This is a genomic window from Mesorhizobium sp. P2_H9 (assembly GCF_056403215.1).
This window is the reverse complement of sequence record NZ_JBFUFX010000017.1, coordinates 1-18,533: the sequence shown is the minus strand read 5'-3', so window position 1 is coordinate 18,533 and position 18,533 is coordinate 1. Positions and strand designations below refer to the sequence as shown.

21 protein-coding genes and 4 tRNA genes are annotated in these 18,533 nt (G+C 61.5%); 13 read left to right on the top strand and 12 right to left on the bottom strand.

The features are described from left to right. Nucleotides 1-23 precede the first annotated feature (23 nt). A complete protein-coding gene (locus AC1DXN_RS26775) occupies nt 24-578 on the top strand; it encodes a DUF2569 family protein (RefSeq protein WP_477277432.1) in 555 nt (184 codons plus the stop codon). A 113-nt stretch (nt 579-691) separates the two neighbouring features. Here the strand turns inward: AC1DXN_RS26775 and AC1DXN_RS26770 are convergent, their stop codons facing one another. From AC1DXN_RS26770 to AC1DXN_RS26750, 5 genes are read right to left on the bottom strand one after another with little or no spacing between them, the layout of a single operon-like run. Beyond that, nucleotides 692-1,483 (bottom strand): MBL fold metallo-hydrolase, encoded by a 792-nt coding sequence (locus AC1DXN_RS26770; protein WP_477277434.1) that lies wholly within the window; start codon nt 1,481-1,483, stop codon nt 692-694. 3 nt (nt 1,484-1,486) lie between these two features. Further along, complete coding sequence (locus tag AC1DXN_RS26765; protein WP_477277436.1) at nt 1,487-2,551, bottom strand: ABC transporter ATP-binding protein; 1,065 nt, start codon at nt 2,549-2,551, stop codon at nt 1,487-1,489. Next, complete coding sequence (locus AC1DXN_RS26760; protein ID WP_477277438.1) at nt 2,548-3,330, bottom strand: ABC transporter permease; 783 nt, start codon at nt 3,328-3,330, stop codon at nt 2,548-2,550. Before AC1DXN_RS26760 ends, AC1DXN_RS26765 begins: the two co-directional genes overlap by 4 nt. A gap of 1 nt (nt 3,331) precedes the next feature. Next, entirely contained in the window at nt 3,332-4,198 is an 867-nt protein-coding gene (locus tag AC1DXN_RS26755) for an ABC transporter permease (RefSeq protein ID WP_477277440.1), read from the bottom strand. Between the two features lie 12 nt (nt 4,199-4,210). Beyond that, nucleotides 4,211-5,281: a polyamine ABC transporter substrate-binding protein gene (locus AC1DXN_RS26750; protein WP_477277442.1), complete on the bottom strand. Its 1,071-nt coding sequence runs from the start codon at nt 5,279-5,281 to the stop codon at nt 4,211-4,213. A 91-nt stretch (nt 5,282-5,372) separates the two neighbouring features. Between AC1DXN_RS26750 and AC1DXN_RS26745 the strand changes: the two genes are divergently transcribed. Further along, entirely contained in the window at nt 5,373-5,987 is a 615-nt protein-coding gene (locus AC1DXN_RS26745) for a TetR/AcrR family transcriptional regulator (protein ID WP_477277445.1), read from the top strand. A gap of 163 nt (nt 5,988-6,150) precedes the next feature. On the opposite strand, the gene AC1DXN_RS26740 is transcribed toward AC1DXN_RS26745, so the two are convergent. Both AC1DXN_RS26740 and AC1DXN_RS26735 read right to left on the bottom strand, forming a co-directional pair. Next, the gene (locus AC1DXN_RS26740; protein ID WP_477277447.1) at nt 6,151-6,342 is read right to left on the bottom strand and encodes a DUF1059 domain-containing protein; all 192 of its coding nucleotides are present in this window, start codon (nt 6,340-6,342) and stop codon (nt 6,151-6,153) included. Between the two features lie 215 nt (nt 6,343-6,557). Next, nucleotides 6,558-6,633: transfer RNA gene (locus AC1DXN_RS26735), tRNA-Thr, on the bottom strand. Nucleotides 6,634-6,805: 172 nt separating this feature from the next. Here AC1DXN_RS26735 and AC1DXN_RS26730 point away from each other — a divergent pair. Further along, the gene (locus AC1DXN_RS26730; protein ID WP_477277449.1) at nt 6,806-7,495 is read left to right on the top strand and encodes an outer membrane protein; all 690 of its coding nucleotides are present in this window, start codon (nt 6,806-6,808) and stop codon (nt 7,493-7,495) included. 716 nt (nt 7,496-8,211) lie between these two features. Continuing rightward, nucleotides 8,212-8,385: a hypothetical protein gene (locus AC1DXN_RS26725; RefSeq protein WP_477277451.1), complete on the top strand. Its 174-nt coding sequence runs from the start codon at nt 8,212-8,214 to the stop codon at nt 8,383-8,385. A gap of 84 nt (nt 8,386-8,469) precedes the next feature. Here the strand turns inward: AC1DXN_RS26725 and AC1DXN_RS26720 are convergent, their stop codons facing one another. Together AC1DXN_RS26720 and AC1DXN_RS26715 are read right to left on the bottom strand one after the other, a co-directional pair. After that, nucleotides 8,470-8,670 (bottom strand): hypothetical protein, encoded by a 201-nt coding sequence (locus AC1DXN_RS26720; RefSeq protein WP_477277453.1) that lies wholly within the window; start codon nt 8,668-8,670, stop codon nt 8,470-8,472. A 255-nt stretch (nt 8,671-8,925) separates the two neighbouring features. Continuing rightward, nucleotides 8,926-9,001 (bottom strand) — tRNA-Thr (locus tag AC1DXN_RS26715). Nucleotides 9,002-9,158: 157 nt separating this feature from the next. On the opposite strand from AC1DXN_RS26715, the gene AC1DXN_RS26710 reads away from it, so the two are divergent. The 3 genes from AC1DXN_RS26710 to AC1DXN_RS26700 all read left to right on the top strand — a co-directional run bounded on the left by AC1DXN_RS26710 (nt 9,159) and on the right by AC1DXN_RS26700 (nt 10,656). Beyond that, nucleotides 9,159-9,326 carry a hypothetical protein gene (locus AC1DXN_RS26710; protein ID WP_477248944.1) on the top strand — a complete coding sequence of 56 codons (168 nt, stop codon included), beginning with the start codon at nt 9,159-9,161 and terminating at the stop codon, nt 9,324-9,326. A 309-nt stretch (nt 9,327-9,635) separates the two neighbouring features. Continuing rightward, on the top strand, nt 9,636-9,935 hold the full coding sequence (locus AC1DXN_RS26705) for a BA14K family protein (RefSeq protein WP_477277455.1): 300 nt from the start codon (nt 9,636-9,638) through the stop codon (nt 9,933-9,935). Nucleotides 9,936-10,299: 364 nt separating this feature from the next. Further along, nucleotides 10,300-10,656: a hypothetical protein gene (locus AC1DXN_RS26700; protein WP_477248942.1), complete on the top strand. Its 357-nt coding sequence runs from the start codon at nt 10,300-10,302 to the stop codon at nt 10,654-10,656. Here the strand turns inward: AC1DXN_RS26700 and bhcR are convergent, their stop codons facing one another. Next, nucleotides 10,657-11,478, bottom strand: coding sequence for an HTH-type transcriptional regulator BhcR (bhcR, locus tag AC1DXN_RS26695; protein WP_477248941.1), 822 nt, complete (start codon nt 11,476-11,478; stop codon nt 10,657-10,659). 212 nt (nt 11,479-11,690) lie between these two features. Here bhcR and gcl point away from each other — a divergent pair, with 212 nt between their 5' ends. The 3 genes from gcl (at nt 11,691) to AC1DXN_RS26680 (ending at nt 15,548) form a co-directional block, all read left to right on the top strand. Then, nucleotides 11,691-13,472: a glyoxylate carboligase gene (gene gcl, locus AC1DXN_RS26690; protein WP_477277458.1), complete on the top strand. Its 1,782-nt coding sequence runs from the start codon at nt 11,691-11,693 to the stop codon at nt 13,470-13,472. A 170-nt stretch (nt 13,473-13,642) separates the two neighbouring features. Beyond that, nucleotides 13,643-14,440: a 2-oxo-tetronate isomerase gene (gene otnI, locus AC1DXN_RS26685; RefSeq protein WP_477277460.1), complete on the top strand. Its 798-nt coding sequence runs from the start codon at nt 13,643-13,645 to the stop codon at nt 14,438-14,440. Nucleotides 14,441-14,663: 223 nt separating this feature from the next. Then, nucleotides 14,664-15,548 carry a 2-hydroxy-3-oxopropionate reductase gene (locus AC1DXN_RS26680; protein ID WP_477277462.1) on the top strand — a complete coding sequence of 295 codons (885 nt, stop codon included), beginning with the start codon at nt 14,664-14,666 and terminating at the stop codon, nt 15,546-15,548. Between the two features lie 88 nt (nt 15,549-15,636). On the opposite strand, the gene AC1DXN_RS26675 is transcribed toward AC1DXN_RS26680, so the two are convergent. Further along, nucleotides 15,637-16,485 carry a TrmH family RNA methyltransferase gene (locus AC1DXN_RS26675; protein WP_477277464.1) on the bottom strand — a complete coding sequence of 283 codons (849 nt, stop codon included), beginning with the start codon at nt 16,483-16,485 and terminating at the stop codon, nt 15,637-15,639. Between the two features lie 202 nt (nt 16,486-16,687). On the opposite strand from AC1DXN_RS26675, the gene AC1DXN_RS26670 reads away from it, so the two are divergent. Then, nucleotides 16,688-16,772: transfer RNA gene (locus tag AC1DXN_RS26670), tRNA-Tyr, on the top strand. Between the two features lie 144 nt (nt 16,773-16,916). Further along, nucleotides 16,917-16,990, top strand: a tRNA-Gly gene (locus AC1DXN_RS26665). A gap of 109 nt (nt 16,991-17,099) precedes the next feature. Here the strand turns inward: AC1DXN_RS26665 and AC1DXN_RS26660 are convergent. Next, nucleotides 17,100-17,987, bottom strand: coding sequence for a DMT family transporter (locus AC1DXN_RS26660; protein WP_477277466.1), 888 nt, complete (start codon nt 17,985-17,987; stop codon nt 17,100-17,102). Between the two features lie 296 nt (nt 17,988-18,283). Here AC1DXN_RS26660 and AC1DXN_RS26655 point away from each other — a divergent pair. Further along, the coding region (locus tag AC1DXN_RS26655) for a GTP-binding protein (RefSeq protein ID WP_477249863.1) at nt 18,284-18,533 on the top strand (250 nt) is incomplete at its 3' end.

The window sequence follows — 18,533 nt, the reverse complement described above, 5'->3', positions numbered from 1 at the left end:
GGATGTGTCGCTGGGAGGGGAAAATGTGGCATTGGGTGATACTTCTGTTGCTGATTGGCGTGCCTGTTTTCTTCGCCGTCCGGTCGGCAAGCAAGTCTCCACAGCATCCGACCGACCTTGAGGGATTTGGCGGCTGGCTGATGCTGCTGGCGATCGGTGTGTCATTGTCGCCGCTGCGCACACTTGTTGACTTGGCCGGCTCGGTCAAAAGCTACCAACAGCTTGCTACCGTGCCTAACGGGGCCTTGGCTGTGTATGGCGAGGCCGCCCTCTATCTGGCATTTCTGGCGCTTCAGCTGGTTGTGCTCGTTTCGATGCTGCGGCGAAGCCGACGTTTCCCGCAACTGTTTCTGTGCCTGTGGTTGGCGATTCCTCTCTTGTTCATCCTGGACACCGTTTGGATAACAACAATACTCGGTGTCCCGGTGAACCGGCTGCTTGCTGGGGATGCGCTGGTACCGCCTTTGGCATCCTTCGTGCTTACGGGGCTTTGGGCCGCTTATGTCTACAGGTCGGTCAGGGTGAAGAACACGTTCGGTGGCGATACGGCAGCCACTCACGCTGCGACGTTCTCCTAGAAGGTCCACCGGGACGGCGCAGCCGGCCAAATCGCGAGCGCTTCGCGGAAGGGAGACGGCCGCACGAAGGCGTTTGGCTCACATCGGATAGAAAACTGGTGCGGGCGCGATCCCTACGGGCGCTGCCGCAGCTGCAAATCCCGCTTAGCGGATTGCAGGAGATGGCAGCCGGCTTGGCGCTTTTGTTCCAGGTACTCATCAATCAGCTGGCGATAGCGCACCTTGCCGAAGCTCGGAAAATGGCCGCCATGCACGACCGAGACATCGAGATCGCGCAGGCGCAGCAGCGTGGCGATATAGTCGTCGACGACAGAGTGGTAGACATCGTCGATCAGCGGACCATCATAAATGATGTCGCCGGATAACAGGATGCCCGTCCTGTTTTCGTAAAGCGCGATGCCGCCGGGTGAATGGCCGGGCGTGTGGATCACCTCGAAGGTACGGTCGCCGAGGTCGACGACATCGCCTTGCGCGAGCAAGCGGCCGGCCGGCGCCGGCAGGATGCGGTAGCGCGCCGTATCCCAACCATCGGGCATGCCGTCGAACATCTCGTCGTTCGCATAGCGGTCGGCGACCGTCCATTCGTTGCGCGGATCGGCGAGGATTTTCGCCTCGGCGCGGTGCACGCAGCGATCGGGAAATTCGTGATGGCAGCCGATATGGTCAAAATGCGTGTGGCTGGCGACGCAAATGAGCTTTTGCTCGCTCACCAGCGGCACGTGACGCCTGAGGCTGAAATGGCCGAGGCCGGTGTCGAACAGCAGATCACGGTCGCGGCCGCGCACATGCCAGATATTGCAGCGGAAGAACGGTTTGATCCATGGCTCGTGGATCAGCGTCACACCATCGCCCATGCGGATGGTTTCGTACCAGTTCGGCGCGTCGATGATGGGAAGCGTGCTCATCGCTCAGTCTGTCAAAAGAATGATGTCGCCAGCGTCGCATGAAACCGCGACCGTGTCGCCGGGCTGGACGGTGGCTGCGGCCGGAAGTTTGGCGATGAACTGCAGCGACGGGTCTTCGACGGAGTTGGCCAGTACGCGCTTGAAGCTGCCCTGGAAGACGACGTCGCTTACCTTGGCAGAGCCGAGCGCGACGTTGCCTGCCGCTGCACCGAGGACAAGGTGCTCCGGCCGTATGGCGAGCGCAACAGCCGAGCCCTGCGGTAACGCGCCGGGCAGTGAAACCGGCCCAACCGACGTCGCGACCGTGCTTGCCCTGTCCGTCGCCGCCGTGACTGTGCCGGAAAGGATTGTACTTTCGCCCATGAAGGTGGCGGAAAAGCGTGTCGCGGGGCGGGCATAGACGCGCTCGGGCTGGCCTTCATCCTCGATGCGCCCGTCATTCATCACCACGCAATGGTCGGCCAGCGCCATCGCTTCTTCTTGGTCGTGGGTGACATGGATGAAGGCGGTGCCGACGCGCTTCTGGATCGCTTTCAGTTCGTCCTGCATCTGCCGGCGCAGTTTGAGGTCGAGCGCGCCAAGCGGCTCGTCGAGCAAAAGCACCGCCGGCTCGATGACCAGTGCGCGCGCCAGCGCCACGCGCTGCCGCTGGCCGCCGGACAGCTGGTGCGGCTTCTTGTCGAAGGCGGAAGCCAGCCCGACCAGCGCCAGCGCCTCGCGCGCCTTCGCAGCTCGCGTCGTGCCATCGACGCCCTGCATGCGCAGGCCGAAGCCGACATTGCTGCCGACGCTCATATGCGGGAACAGGGCATAGTCCTGGAACACTGTCGTCGTCGGCCGCTTGGCCGGCGGCACGGCGGTGCAGTCCTCGCCGCGGATGAACACTTTGCCCTCGCTCGGGGTGACGAAACCGCCGAGAATGGAAAGCAGCGTCGTCTTGCCGGAGCCCGAGGGGCCGAGCAGGATGGTGTAGCTGCCGGGTTCGATCTGCAGCGAGACGTTTTTCAGCACCGTCTGCTGGCCGAAGCGGTGTGACACGGCGCGAATGTCGACCAGGGGTGCGGTCATGCCGGCTTTCTCCGCAGCAAGGTCAGTTCAAAAAACACCACCAGCACGATGGAGACGGCGAAGACCAGCGAGCCGACCGCGTTGGTTTTGGGATTGAGACCGGAGCGCAACAGGTTCCAGATCTCGACCGGCAGCGTGGTGTCAAAACGGGTCAGCAGGAAGGAAATCACGAACTCGTCCCAGGAGAAGGTCATCGACAGGAAGAAGCCGGCGAAGATGGCCGGCGCCATCACCGGCACGGTGATCAGCAGCAGCACCTTCCATTCCGGCGCGCCGAGGTCGCGTGCGGCGCGCTCGATGTTGATCTGATGGTCGCCCATCTGGCTGTAGATGATGGCAAAGCAGAGTGGCAGGTTGATCACGACATGGCCGATGCCGGCCGCGAGCAGCGACTTCGGCACGCCGGCCCAGTTGAACAGCACCAGCAAGCCCATGCCGATGATGAGATAGCTGACCGTCAGCGGCAGTGTGATCAGCCCGCGCAGCAGGGCCGAGGAAGGCAGGGTGAAGCGCGCAAAGCCCCAGGCGGAGAGGAAGCCGAGCGTGACGGCGACAAAAGAGGAGACGGACGCCACCAGCAGCGAATTGACCAGCGCCGAGGTCAGCCGCGTGTCGGAAAGAACCGCGTCGTACCAGCGCAGCGACGGGCCGGTGAAGGGCGGGATCGGAAACGAGGTCGCCTGCAGCGAGAACAGCACCAGCACGACCACGGGCAGGAAGATGAAACCGTAGATGGCGATTGCGTAGAGCCAGGAAACGATGCGGACAAGTTGGCGCATCTCAGGCCCGCTCGATCTTCAGCCAGCGGGCGCAGGCGAGGTAAGCGATGGTGACGACCGCCATCAGGATGATCGACAGCGCCGAAGCCAGCGGAAAATCGCCACGGCGGCCGATCTGCATCATCACCAGCTGCGGCATCAGGAGCTCGTTGTTGCCGCCGAGGATTTGCGGCGTGATGTAGTCGCCGATGCAGAGAACGAAGGTGAGGAAGGCGCCGACCATGATGCCGGGCAGCGTCAGTGGCAGGACGACATGCAGGAAGGTGCGCACCGGCCCGGCGCCGAGATCGGCAGCGGCCTTGCGGTAGCTCGGGCTGAGCTGTTTCAGATTGGCAAAGATGGTCAGCGTCAAAAGCATGACGAAGAAATGCACGAAACCGGTGACGGTGGCGAAACGTGTGTTGGCCAGCTGCACCGGCTCGGCAAACAGGCCGGAGCCGGTCAGGGCGCGGTTGATGACGCCGTTCTGCGCCAGCACCAGCAGCCAGGAATAGGAGCGCACGACATAGGACGTCCAGAACGGCAGCACGGCCAGCATCAGCGCCAGCCGCTGCCAGCGTTCCGGCACCTGTTCGGCCAAGATCCAGGCAAAGGGGTAGGCGAGCAGCACCGAGATGACGGTGACGATGGCGGTCACTTGCAATGAGTTCACCATCGCATGCCAGTAGGACGGGTTGGTGAAGAATTGGCTGTAGTTGGTCAGCGTGAAGCCGCCGCCCTCATGCGCCGTCAGGCTGGAAAGCCCCATGGCGACGAAGGGCAGCACGAAGAACAAAAGCGTCCAGCCGAGCGCCGGCGTGACCAGCGCCCAGGGCAGGGCGCGGCCCGCCCGGGCTAGGGCACGCGTATTGTTCGCGACGGTGTTCAAGGTCTCGGCCGTCTACTGCGCCTGCAGCATTTCGGTCCAGACGTCCTGCATCTTCTTGTCGAGATCGGCGTTCGGCGCCGGGTAAGATTGGGCGCGGGCAAGGAAGGCTGGCTGCTCGTCAAAACGCAGGATTTTTTTCTGGTCGTCGGTGAGTGCCGCCTTGGTGTTGGCCGGCATGCCCCAGTAGCAGGAGGAGGTGGCAAGCCGCGCCTGTCCTTCCGGGCTCATAATGTACTGGATGAATTTCAGCGCCAGATCCTTGTTCTTGGACTCCTTGAACATGGCGAGCGACTGCGACCAGAGAACCGCACCTTCCTTGGGGATGGAGAAGTCGAGTGCCGGGTTTTCCTTGGCCAGCCCCGCCGTCACCCATTCGCCGCCACCGACCAGAATGTCGACCTCGCCGGTGGCGAGCGCCGTCTGGCTGGCGGTGACTTCGCCGACCAGCTTGGCATTGGCCTTCATCTTGAGCAGCTCGGCCTTGATGGCGGGCAGGTCGGCTTCGGTCAGATCCGCGGTCTTCTTGCCGATGGCGAGCGCGGCCATGCCGATGACCGGCAGGTAGTAATCATAGATGGCGATCTTGCCCTTGTACTTGTCGCCGGTCAGGGCGGCCATCGACTGCATGTCGGCCGGATCGACCTTGGTCTTGTTGAAGCCGATGGTGTTATAGCCGAACTTTTCGGTGATGCCGTAGCGCTTGCCGCCGACCACGGTGGAGCCATCCATCTTCACCTCGGGGAACAGATCGGCCAGCGGCAGTTTGTCCTCCGGCAGCGGCTCGAACAGGCCCTTTTCGACGCCGCGCGGCACATCGATGCTATCGATCACCATCACGTCCCAGTCGCCGGGCTGCGACTGGTCGACGATGGCGAGACCAGCGCCGGTGCCTTCGAATTCCTTGACGTTGACCTTGACGCCATTGGCTTCCTCGAAAGGCTGCAGCAGTGCCGGATCGGCATGGTCGCACCAGATCAGGGCGTTGAGATCGGCGGCGTGAGCGCCTGTGGCGAGCAGCAGCGCGGCGGCAGCGGTCGCGGCGCGCAGATGGGTCTTCAGGATGGACGTGAGGGTCGTGGACATCGAGTGTTCTCCCTTGCCTTTTTGGCTTCTTGCAAAAAATTGAACCAATTCTAAAATTGAGTCAATTCTGTTTTTATGGCAAGAGGCTGATATGAGCGGATTGCGGGCACGGCAAAAGGCGGATCGGCACCGCCGCATCATCGAGGCGGCGGCCGAGCTGTTCCGCGAGGCCGGCTATGAGGGCGCCAAGATCGAGGCGATTGCGGCGCAGGCCGAGGTCTCGGTCGGCACCATCTACAATTACTACCAGAACAAGGGCGACATTCTTGGCGCCATCGTCTCGCTGGAGGTCAACGAGGTGCTCAATGCCGGGCGCGGCGTCGTCGCCAACCCGCCGGCCAATGTCGGCGATGCGCTGGATACGCTGCTCGGCATCTATATCGAGCACTCGCTGCACTATCTCAGCAAGGAGATGTGGCGGCAGGCGATGGCGATCTCGACGCAATTGCCCGACAGCCCGTTCGGCCAGGCCTATACCGGACTCGACCGGTCGCTGACCGAACAGATCCGCGCGCTGATCGCCCGGCTGCAGGCGCTCGGCCTGGTGCGGAGCGACATCGATGGGGAGGCGCTCGGCGAACTGGTGTTCAACAACATGAACATGATGTTCATCGAGTTCGTGAAACGCGACGAGGCAAAGATACCGGAATTGCGCGCGGCGATACGAAGGCAGAACCGGATATTGGTGGCGGCGATTGGGGTGTGAGAGCGTCGGGAGAAGTCAGCAGCAGCAGGACCACGGCCGTATGTTGAATTACAGCCGTGGGCTCCAGGGCTGGCGCACGCCTCGCCCAGGCGGCCTGCTGGCAAGCCGCCGGTGGAGAAGCACGCCGGCGGCCTTCCTGCCTGGCGCCCCAGATAGGTTAACCTCAGTTGGGCGGCGTGCCCTGGTGGATTGATTTCTTGACCTCGGCGCGGAAGGCCGGAGTGTCCTTTTCGCCATGAACTGAGACCGCGTGCTGGACGGCCGCGTTGATCAACTCTTCCGCAGTGTCGGCCGATATGGCAACGGAGCACTTCATTTCGCTGGGGTATTCTCGGCAGTCGATAAATTGGCGCATTGTTTTCGCCTCCCTGCGTTTAAATATCAGCAACTCCTAATTTATACCTGAGGAGGGAGGGCGGCAACATAAATCGGCCCGTCGCTTCTTGTCAGCGATGTAATGCTTGACGCCAGTATCCGCACATCGACGTCGTGTGGCGTGATGAGCGCCGGGTCAAGACCGAGCTCTCTCGCAGAAAGGTTCGATAGGCCTTCCGATTGCGCGTGGCCAACTGGTGCCCCCGGACGGAATCGAACCGCCGACCTTCGGTTTACAAAACCGCTGCTCTACCAACTGAGCTACAAGGGCACGGCGCTCTGCAGCATTTACGCTGCCTGCCGGTCACAATCGTTGGCTGCGCCAAGAAGGTCACAACCAAATGTTGTGCGTGTTGCATATATGAGACTTAAGGTTGATCGAAAGACCGCTATAGCCGCTTAGCGCCAGAAGCAATTTGCTCAGCGGCGCGGCGGGGGTTTTCATGCGGTTCATTTTCATCACAGGCGCGGCGCTGTTGGCTGCAGCGACTGCAAGCCCGGCCATGGCCGCCGATCCGATGGTAGACATTCCGGCCGAAAGCTCGACCTACAATTGGTCAGGCGTGTATGTCGGGGTTCAGGCAGGTGGAGGCTGGGGCAAGGCGTTTCTGCAGAACGAAGTCGTCCTCACCGATCGCAAGACGTTCGATCCCAGTGGTGCGTTCGGAGGTGGCCATGTCGCGGCTTTGTGGCAGTTCGGCCAGATCGTTGCCGGTGTCGAGGCGGAGGCGAACTTTGCCGGAATAAAGGATGGTGGCGATATTTCGGTACCCGTGGGCAATTTCTTTGATACCAAGATTCAATGGTTCGGCTCGCTGGATGCAAAGATCGGCCTGCCGATGGGCCGCCTGCTGGTTTACGGAACCGGCGGCGTCGCATTCGGCGGCATCGAGATGGCGCAGAATTTCACCTTCCTGAGCGAAACCCACTCGGAGACAAACACCGCCATCGGCTGGACCGCCGGCGCCGGCGTCGACTATGCCATGACCGACCAGATCATTCTGGGCGCACAATACCGGTACTATGATTTCGGCAGGGAAAGCTTCACACCGCCGCCGGCTTCCCCGCTCTTCGATCGTCATGAGGACGTCGACCTACACACTGTTTCGGTCACTGCCAGCTACAAGTTCTGAACCGTTCCCGTCTGCGAGATCGAGGTCAGGCAGGCGGAAGCTCTGCCGAAGCGAGTGCCGTGGACGTTGCCTACCAAGGTTCGGCGATTGGCACGCTGCTGCGCGGAGGAGCCTCATCTTCATTGCCGATTTTGGTCGGTGGTGCGATCATCGCATGAGCGTCGGCGTACCGGCGCATGGGCACTCCGGCGCATGCATTAGGCTCCCTTGAAGACGGTCAAGGATATCACCGGCAAGGATGCGCCGTTCATTCAATGGTTCGGAACTGGGCCGGTGCAAGCCCCTACGGATGGGTAGCGCCATCCACGACTTCAGTCTAAGTACCGCCAATAGGCTTAATTGCGCAGTTGCTAATATGCCAATAGTTTAGGCATTCGCGGGGAACGCCAAAACAAAACCCGCCAGTGACCGGTGCGGCCTCGCATCCCCAAGATGTCTCCAAGCCGCACCGCCCATCCGGCGCCGCACCGCGGGAAGGCAGTCCTAAGTGCTCTCAACTGTTCTACGGGAAAAGCTGGTTTGCGAATGCGGTCGCACCGGGTATTTGAAACTACGACAGGACGATCAGCCCCTCAGCGGGACCTGGGAGTCTTACAGCCTGGAGGGTTTCAATGGTGGTAGCCTGACGATCACCAGTTTCGGAAATATTCCGGGCGACAAGTTGGCCTATCTCCGCCCTTTGTGTCCTCAATGCAGCCAGTGGGGCAAGGTGAAGTATGCCAGCCGGACCTGAGCCCGCAACAACAACCTACGTCGTGACCGTCTTCGAGAAGCCGCATTGGCGAACCGTGCTGACCACCAAGGACAAGGACAAGGCTTTGGCCATGGCGAAGGAGATCGGCGACAAGGTGAGGATTGAGGAGATCACGCCTCGGCCAACGTTGGGCTAAAGCAGCAGCAAATAGGCGTCCATGCCGGCCAGCAGGAGGCAAGCGGCCATGCCGATCATGTCGCGCTGTCTCTGTGGTGTTAGATTATTGTACTGTCGGCTTCGGTATGAACTTGGGCGATTGTAGATCCTGGCCCAACTTTGTCGCCTGAGCGGGCCTAAGTATGATCGGAACAACATCACCTTCGGCCGGGAACAGGAGTAGGACGACACCGCCGACTACTTCACTCATGGCTACCTCCCACTTGTCGATGGTAATCGCCGCCTTCTCGATCTTGCTTGCCATTGATTTGCCCCTTGCCCAAGGGCAGCATCGCGCAACCTGTGCGCGAACGCAACCTTCGCCTCCCGCAATGGTGCGCTCAGCCCACCAGCGCGCGATCGACCGCTGGCGAATGCTGCACGCGTGTTGCATGGACTCAGTGGGAATATCTGACAAAGCCCGGAAATGCGTGGTTCCGACCGCAACCTGCTGCATGGCGTTTCATGCGGGATCGCTTTGCGCCAAACGCTACAGCTATTTCAATTCGATAAGTAAAATTGGTGCCCCCGGACGGAATCGAACCGCCGACCTTCGGTTTACAAAACCGCTGCTCTACCAGCTGAGCTACAAGGGCACGGCGCTCCGGTTAGCATATTTGTTGCGCCAGTAAAGACAAAACTCCGTTTTCGGTTGGCGGTGCGGGCTCCGAGCCGCTGGGGTGGCCATCCTGAAAACGGCCAAATCGCTTCCTATATGATTTGAAGGTGCAATCGCCTCAACGGGGGTGTCGCATGATCAGACTTGTAATCATTCTGCCGCTCGTCATCGTGGCCTGGCTTCTCCTGGTGAAGCTTATCAGGGATGTGAAGAGCGCCAATGTCGACTGGACCGGCGTGACTACCATCATCGGCTTCATCGCACTGGCGTTCTGGCTGCGCCATGTCACTGGGATGGGGTGAAAGGGAGTAAGTAGGGAATAGTGAGTAGTGAGTAGTGAGTAGTGAGTAGGGAGGCTTCGATCCCACGATAGCGAATTTTCACTACTCGCTACTCACCCAAAACCTTTCTCGAAGTTGCGACGACAGGGCGGCTTCGGCCGCCCTTTTCGCGTTCAGCGCCGGACTCTGCCGATCGATCGGGGTTCCGACCGGCCGATTTCTAGCCTTCGAAAAAGAATCGAAAAATCTTTCGAACCTTTTTCTTGCTCGCTGCGACTGATGATCAAGAGGCGGATGGATCGCCTCTCTCAACGAAGCAAGGAGATCATCATGCGTACTTTCGTTTCCGGCCTCATCGCCACCTCTGTCGCCGCCACCATGCTGGTCGGCACCGTGCAGCCTTCGGCCGCCCACAACCATCACAACCGTGAAATCGGCATCGGCATTGCCGCCGGCGTTGGCGGCTTCGTACTCGGCAGCCTGCTCTCCCAGCAGCCGCGCACCGTCTACGTCGAGGAGGACTACGACTCGATCCACATCCGCCGCTGCTACGCCCGCTACGCCAGCTATGACGCGGGCTCGAACACCTACATCGGCTACGACGGCTATCCCCACTACTGCAGGCTCTGAAAGAAGGAGGACCGTTTCAGGCGAGAAGAAGGGGCTCCCACAGCCCCTTTTTCTGCTGTGTGAGGCGGTCTGCCACTCGTTTGAATCGATCGACCGTCGGCGCCGCCCCTCATCTGCCTGCCGGCATCTTCTCCCCGTATGGTGACGGGGAGAAGGACGCTCTCGTCGATCCTTTCGCCAATCACCAGCGTTGCTGAAAAGAACGCCGAGACCGCGGCCGGCTTCTTTCTCCCCGTTCACGGGGAGAAATGCCCGGCAGGGCAATGAGGGGCGGCGCCAACTTCAAGCGATTGTTCGGCGGTGTACAGAGATTTTCAAAGCCCTTAATCTCAATCATCATCCGATGCCAGCAGAGGAGGGGCCCTTGGAAGAGGACGATCCCAGGAAAGACTTGATCGAACCGGTTTTCCGCAACGGCACGGTCACCACCGTCGGCATCCTGCTGGCGTTCTCGCTGGGTTTTGTCACGCATTGGGCGGCCAACCCGATCCCATGGCAATTCCATCATTTGCTTGCCGTGGTGCCGATCCTGGTCGGCATCGCGCTGCAGATGCGGGCGCTGTCGCTGCTGCTCAAGGTGGATTCGCTGCGCCGGCCGATCTACGAGCGCGCCAACCGCATCTTCATGGCCGGCATCATCCTGACCGCCTGTGGCGTCGGGCTAGCGATCCTGCTCGATGTCTTCGAGGTATCGGCGAGGGGCTCGCTGGTCGGGGCTTAGTCAGGTCAGCCTGACGCCGCCAATCATTTTGGTAACCGCCGCCGCCGCGTCATGCACCAGCGGGCCAATCTCGGCCAGCCGCTCCGGCGTCACCCGCACGGTCGGGCCTGACACGGAAACGCCGCCGATCGGCTCGCCGAACTCGTTGAAGATGGCGGCGGCGACACAGCGCATGCCCGGATGCCGCTCCTCGTCGTCGACCGACCAGCCGCGCAGCTTGATCGCCACCAGATCGTGGGCCAGCGCCGAGATGTCGGACAGGGTGTTGCCGGTGAAGCGTTCCAGCCCGGCCTTGCGCAGGATGGCGCCGACGCGCTCCGGCTCCAGATGCGCCAGCACCGCCTTGCCGATGCCCGAGGCATGGAACGGGCTGCGCGTGCCCGGCCGGAAGAAGGCGCGGATCGCCTGATGCGTCTCGACCTGGCTGACGAAGACGACGCAATCGTCCTCGGCCACGCCGAGATTGGCGGTCTCGCCGGTCTTTTCCATAAGTTCCTGCATGACGGTGCGGGCGCGGTCGACCAGCTTGCGGCGGCGCAGGAAGGCGGCACCCATGCGATAAGTCTCGACGCCGATCGACCACAGCTGGTCGCTCGTATCGAACTCGACCATGCCGTGGTTTTGCAGCGTCGTCAGCATGCGGTAGGCGGTGGAGGCGGCGAGGCCGCTTTGCGCCGATATCTCGCTCAGCGACAGGCCGCTGCCTTCGGCGACGATGGCGAGGATGCGCAGCGCCCGGTCGAGCGACTGCACCGAACCCGCCTCAGTGGGGCCATTGAAGGAGCGCGGCCGGCCGCGCTGGCGTTTTTCGGTCGTTTCCATCCCGTCATTCTTCCAGATATTCCTGAATCAGCAATGAAAAAGTTTTTCACTGCTTTGCGACGCCGAATCCATGGAAAACGGAAAAGCGAATGAAAACAGTGCTCAGGCGTCGTTTTCTAGAAATGAAAAAATATTCTGAAAAAATTGAAAAATAGCACCGACGCGCGCATTATCCGGACATCCAACAATGACAATTCCGGTGGAGGCTTGAAATGGCCAGGATGCGCGCGGTCGATGCCGCGGTTCTCGTTCTCGAAAAGGAAGGCATTTCCTGCGCCTTCGGCGTGCCCGGAGCGGCAATCAACCCGTTCTACTCGGCGCTGAAGGCGCGGGGCACGGTTCGCCACATCCTCGCCCGTCACGTCGAGGCGGCCTCGCATATGGCGGAAGGCTACACGCGCGCCAAGGCAGGCAACATTGGCCTGTGCATCGGCACGTCAGGTCCGGCCGGCACCGACATGATCACCGGGCTCTATTCGGCCGCGGCCGATTCCATCCCGATCCTGTGCATCACCGGGCAGGCGCCGCGCGCACGGCTCAACAAGGAAGATTTTCAGGCGGTCGACATCGCCGCCATTGCCGCACCCGTCGCCAAATGGGCGGTCACAGTCATGGAGCCCTATCTGGTGCCGATGGCGCTGCAGAAGGCGTTTCATCTGATGCGCTCGTCGCGGCCGGGTCCCGTCCTCGTCGATCTTCCGGTCGATCTGCAACTGGCCGAGATCGAGTTCGACATCGATGCCTATGAGCCGATGGTGCCGTTCAAGCCGGCGATGTCACGCGGCCAGGCGGAGAAGGCATTGACCATGCTCAATGCGGCGGACAAGCCGCTGATCGTCGCCGGCGGTGGCATCATCAATGCCGATGCGTCCGATCTGCTCATCGAATTTGCCGAAATCACTGGCGTTCCGGTCATTCCGACACTGATGGGCTGGGGCACAATCCCCGACGACCACCGGCTGATGGCCGGCATGTGCGGGCTGCAGACCTCGCACCGTTATGGCAATGCGACGATGCTCGAGGCCGACTTCGTCTTCGGCATCGGCAACCGCTGGGCTAACCGCCACACAGGTTCGGTCGATGTCTACACCAAGGGCAAAAAGTTCATCCATGTCGATATCGAGCCGACGCAGATCGGCCGTGTCTTCGCGCCGGACCTCGGCGTCGTCTCGGATGCCGGTGCGGCGCTGAAAATCCTGCTCGACGTCGCCACCGAATGGAGAACGGCGGGAAAGCTGCGCGACTGGTCGGGCTGGGCCAAGGAATGCCAGGCGCGCAAGAAGACGATGAAGCGCAAGACGCATTTCGACCAGGTGCCGCTGAAGCCGCAGCGCGTCTATGAGGAGATGAACAAGGCGTTTGGCCGCGACACCACCTATGTCACCACGATCGGCCTGTCGCAGATCGCCGGCGCCCAGTTCCTGCACGTCTACAAGCCGCGCAACTGGATCAATTGCGGCCAGGCCGGACCTCTGGGCTGGACGCTGCCGGCGGCGTTGGGCGTTCGCGCCGCTGATCCGGACCGGACTATAGTGGCGCTGTCGGGCGACTATGATTTCCAGTTCATGATCGAGGAACTGGCGGCCGGGGCGCAGCACAAACTGCCCTACATCCACGTCGTCGTGAACAATGCCTATCTCGGCCTGATCCGCCAGGCGCAGCGCGGTTTTGCGATGGATTTCGAGGTCAGCCTCGCCTTTGAGAACGTCAACCGCCAAGGGGATGCCGAAGCCGGCTACGGCGTTGATCACGTCGCTGTTGCCGAAGGCATGGGCTGCAAGGCGGTCAGGGTGCGCAAGCCGGAGGAATTCGCCGGTGCCTTCAAGGAGGCGCAGCGGCTGATGAAGGAACACCAGGTTCCAGTGGTGCTCGAATTCATCCTCGAGCGGGTCACCAACATTTCAATGGGCACCGAGATCGACAAGATCACCGAATTCGAGGAGCTTGCCGAACATAACGAAGACGCCCCGACGGCTATCGTGATGTTGGATTAAGGTATGCTGATATTCAGGTGATGCCGGCCTGCAAATGGCGGCTTCCTGCGCTTCCGGTGCTCACGTACCCAAAAGTACGCTCCGCTCCGGTTCTCGTAACCCACCATTTTCGGCTCGGCCTGACCTGAATCTCAACACATCTTGGCCTGGCGGAGAAAAGGAGAAAAAGAATGCCGCGTTTTTCAGCCAATCTTTCGATGCTCTTTGGCGAGCATGATTTCCTCGACCGTTTCGATGCCGCCGCCCGCGCCGGCTTCAAGGGCGTCGAATATATCGGCCCTTATGATCATGCACCCGACGTGGTGGCGGCAAGGCTCAAGAAGAACGGCCTGACGCAGGTGCTGTTCAACCTGCCGGCTGGCGACTGGGGCAAGGGCGAGCGCGGCATAGCCGTGCTGCCGGAGCGCGTGCCCGAGTTCCGGCAAGGCGTGGCCAAGGCCATCACCTATGCGCATGCGCTGGGCTGCGAGCAGGTCAACTGCCTCGCGGGCATCGCCCCGCAAGGCGCCGACCGCACGGTGCTGGAAAACGTCTTTGCCGAAAACCTGGCTTTCGCGGCGGAGAAGCTAGAGCACGCTGGTATTCGCCTTCTGATCGAGCCGATCAACACGCGCGATATACCGGGTTTTTTCCTGAACACTTCGAAGCAGGCCTTGGCACTGATCGACCGGGTCGGGTCAAAAAACCTGTTCCTGCAATACGACATCTATCACATGCAGATCATGGAGGGGGATCTCGCCCGTACCATCGAGGCAAACCTCGGCCGCATCGCGCATATCCAGCTTGCGGACAATCCCGGCCGTCACGAGCCGGGGACGGGCGAGATCAATTATCCCTTCCTCTACGAGCATATCGACCGCCTGGGTTATGCGGGATGGATCGGGGCGGAATACAAGCCGAAGGCGGGGACGGAGGCTGGGCTCGGGTGGTTCAGGCAACTGGCCGGGCAGGGGAGCGCGGCGGCTTAGCTATTGAAATTGAAGTCGCGATCCTTCGCGCCCCCCTCTGGCCTGCCGGCCATCTCCCCCACAGGTGGGGAGATCGGCAGCTTCGGCGCCTCGCTCATTCCTGCAACGTTGGAGATTCGCGAAAGCCGAGATGACATCCAATCTCCCCCCTCGTGGGGGAGATGTCCGGCAGGACAGAGGGGGGCGCGACGGAACGCGGCCGAACAAAAGACGGAGAACAACAATGGAAACCATCGGCTTTATAGGCCTCGGCATCATGGGCGCGCCGATGGCGGGGCATCTGCTGGACGCCGGCTACAAGGTGGTCAGCAGCGACCATCGTTCGAAGCCACCGGCCGACCTCGTCGCCAAGGGTCTGAAGTCAGTCTCTGGCCATGACGCTGTGGCCAAGGCTGCCGAGATCATCATCACCATGGTCCCTGATACACCGCAGGTGGCCGATGTTCTGTTCGGCGACAACGGCGTCGCCGCCGGCCTGACCAAGGGCAAGCTGGTCATCGACATGAGCTCGATCTCGCCGATCGAGACCAAGGTCTTCGCCAAAAAAATCAACGATCTCGGCTGCGACTATCTCGACGCGCCGGTGTCCGGCGGCGAGGTCGGCGCCAAGGCCGCGTCGCTGACCATTATGGTCGGCGGCGAGGACAAGGCGTTCGAGCGCGCGAAGCCGGTCTTCGAGAAGATGGGCAAGAACATCACGCTCGTTGGCCCCAACGGCGTCGGCCAGACCACCAAGGTCGCCAACCAGATCGTCGTCGCGCTGACCATCGAAGCCGTCGCCGAAGCTCTTGTTTTTGCATCGAAAGCTGGCGCCGACCCGGCCAAGGTGCGGCAGGCGCTGATGGGCGGGCTGGCGGCCTCGCGCATCCTCGAAGTGCATGGCGAGCGCATGGTCAAACGCACCTTTGCGCCCGGCTTCCGCATCGAGTTGCACCAGAAGGATCTCAATCTGGCACTGGAGGGGGCGAAGGCGCTTGGGGTTTCCTTGCCCAACACCTCTACCACGCAGCAATTGTTCAACTCCTGTGCGGCCAATGGTGGGGCGAAGGAAGATCACTCGGCGCTGGTTCGCGCGCTGGAGCGGATGGCGGGGCATGAGGTGGGGTAGGAGTCAGTAGTCAGTAGTCAGTAGTCAGTAGTCAGTAGTGGAGCTGCGTCTCCAGCTTAATTTTCATGACTTACTACTCGCTATTCCCTCACCCCAAAAACTTCCGCGCCGCATAAAGGCTCACCGCCGCCGCGTTGGACACATTCAGCGAACGAATGGCGCCGGGCATGTCGAGGCGGGCCAGTGTCGTCACCGTCTCCCGCGTCTTCTGGCGCAGGCCTTTACCTTCGGCGCCGAGTACCAGCGCGATCTTGTCGCCCGAAAAACTCTTTTCCAGTTCGGCCGGTCCTTCCGAATCGAGGCCGATCGTCTGGAAGCCGGCTTCGTGCAGTTGTCCCAGCGCGTCGGCCAGGTTCTTCACCTCGATCTGGTCGATATGTTCCAGCGCGCCCGAGGCCGATTTTGCCAGCACGCCGGATTCCTGCGGACTGTGGCGGGCCGTGGTGATCAGCGCGCCGGCGCCGAAGGCGACTGCCGAGCGCAGGATGGCGCCGACATTGTGCGGGTCGGTGACCTGGTCGAGCACCAGCACCAGCCTGGCATCGCCCAGCGCATCGAGGCGCTTCGGCTTCAGCGGTTCTGCCTCGATCAGCACGCCCTGATGGACGGCGTCCGAGCCGGTGATCTTGTCGATGTCCCTGGGCTCGACAAGTTCGGTCTTGAAGGGCAAACCGGCGAGATCGGCGATCTCCAGACGCTCGGCGGCGTTGCGGGTCACCAGCATTCTTTTGATCCGCCGGCGCGGATTGTCGAGCGCTGCCCGCACCGTGTGCAAGCCGTAGAGCCGCACCAGCCCGTCGGCGGCATGCTCGCCGGGCGGCACCGGTTGGCGTGGCCTGAAGGCCGGCGCGCCGCCAGCCTTCTCGTCGCGGTGCGCGCGGCGCAGCTTGGCGTAGTGGGTGTCTTTTGGGGTCTTGGAACTGTTGTCGTTGCTCATGGCCGGCTTCTATAGACGTGTCGTCCGGTCATGGATACAGCGCAGAAAGCTGCCCGCTGCCCGGCTTGTGAAATTCAGCGCGTTTTGCCTGGTTGTTGCGGTTGACAGTTTTGGGCGGTGCCGCCATAAGGCGCTTCGCGGAAGGGCTGCTGAGGCGGCCTCGCCGCGTCGATGCCTCGTTGCATGGCTCCGGCGGCAGACTGGAGAGGTGCCCGAGTGGTTAAAGGGGACGGACTGTAAATCCGTTGGCTATGCCTACGTTGGTTCAAATCCAACCCTCTCCACCACTGCCGGCCCGGAAGCCCTGAAACGCAAAGCATCGGACCGAAAAGTGGATAACGGTTTTCGGGCGAATCCGATGCTAACTAACAAGCATCGAACCGAAAAGTGCATGGCGGTTTTCGGGTGAATCCGATACTTCACTGAAAGGCGCGGGTATAGCTCAGTGGTAGAGCAGCAGCCTTCCAAGCTGAATATGCGGGTTCGATTCCCGCTACCCGCTCCAGATTTCCAACCGCAAAAATCAAAGTGCTGGCACATTGCGCCCCGCGCAGACCTGCAACGCCGCATGTTTTCCGGGATACATCGGTTCTGCGCGTTGGCTGGACCGTGGTCTAGGCGACGACCGTCAGCCGGCGCCTGCGCTCGTCGAGCGACACGATGGTCAGCCCGCTGGCCACCACCAGCAGGATGCCGCAGACGGCCAGTGCGTTCGGGAATTGCCCGAACACAACCAGCCCCGAAATGACGGCCCAGACCGTAAAGCAGTAGTAGAACGGCGCCACCAGGCTGGTCGGCCCGACGCGATAGGCCATGAAGATGAAAAAGTGACCGAAGATCAGGAACAGTCCGGCACCGGCGATAAGCAGCAGGTGACGGGGTTCCGGCATCACCCAGTGCTCGGAAACCAGATGCGCAATACCGGCACCGGCCAGCACCACCACGACCGCCGAAATGGCAACGATCATGCCAGGCACTTCGGCCGCGACCCTGCGCCCGGCCAGATCGCGCGCGGCGGAAAGCGCTGCGTTGCCGAGCGCCAGCAAGGCATAGACGGAGATGCCCTGCATCGTCGGTTGCGCGACCATCAGCGCGCCGATGAAGCCGAACCCGATCAACGCCATGCGCACGCCGCCGATCCGTTCGCCAAACAGGATCGATGAGCCGACCAGCATCAAGAGGGGGGTGATCTGCCCGAGCGCAGTGGAATCGGCGATCTGCATGTTGGCCAGCGCCACCACGTAGCAAAGGATTGCCGCCAGCTCGAGGACGTTTCTGCCCAGCACGCGTCTGTCGAGGATCAGCGGAACCTGCCTGGCGTAGCCGAGCAGGAACAACAAGGGGAAGCCCCAGAGCGAGGCGGCCACCCCGCGCAGGAACAGCACTTCATAAGGCGGCAGCCCTGACGTCGCGAGCTTCATCATCGTGTCGTTGACGAGGTATGACCCCGTTGAAACGATCATGAACAGCGGGCCGCGGATGGTGATCGGGATGAAATGCATTGGGTGACCAAATCAGACTGGCACCGCGGCGGCAATGGGCCAGCCGCCGGCGGCAAGTCCGGCAGGGGCAGACAGGTCGCGACCGGCGATATGCCGACATTCACTGAGGCGAGCCTTCGCCATTTCATTTTCTGCCGCGCGTTCCTATATCCGCGTCATATCCCCGAAATCGGATCATCGGTTCGGACCGAGTGCGCGCACTCCCGGCCACAAGGCACTTGTGTTTTTCAGCCGTAGTCGCTAATCGCCCCGCATTCGACTGAACTGAAGGTCAAGGCCGTCCAAGGAAAGAGACTATGGCAAAAGGTAAATTCGAGCGTAACAAGCCTCATGTGAACATTGGCACGATTGGCCACGTCGATCATGGCAAGACGTCGCTGACGGCGGCGATCACCAAGTATTTTGGCGAATACAAGCGCTACGACCAGATCGATGCGGCGCCGGAAGAGAAGGCCCGCGGCATCACCATTTCGACGGCGCACGTCGAATACGAGACGGCTGCCCGCCACTACGCCCACGTCGACTGCCCCGGCCACGCCGACTATT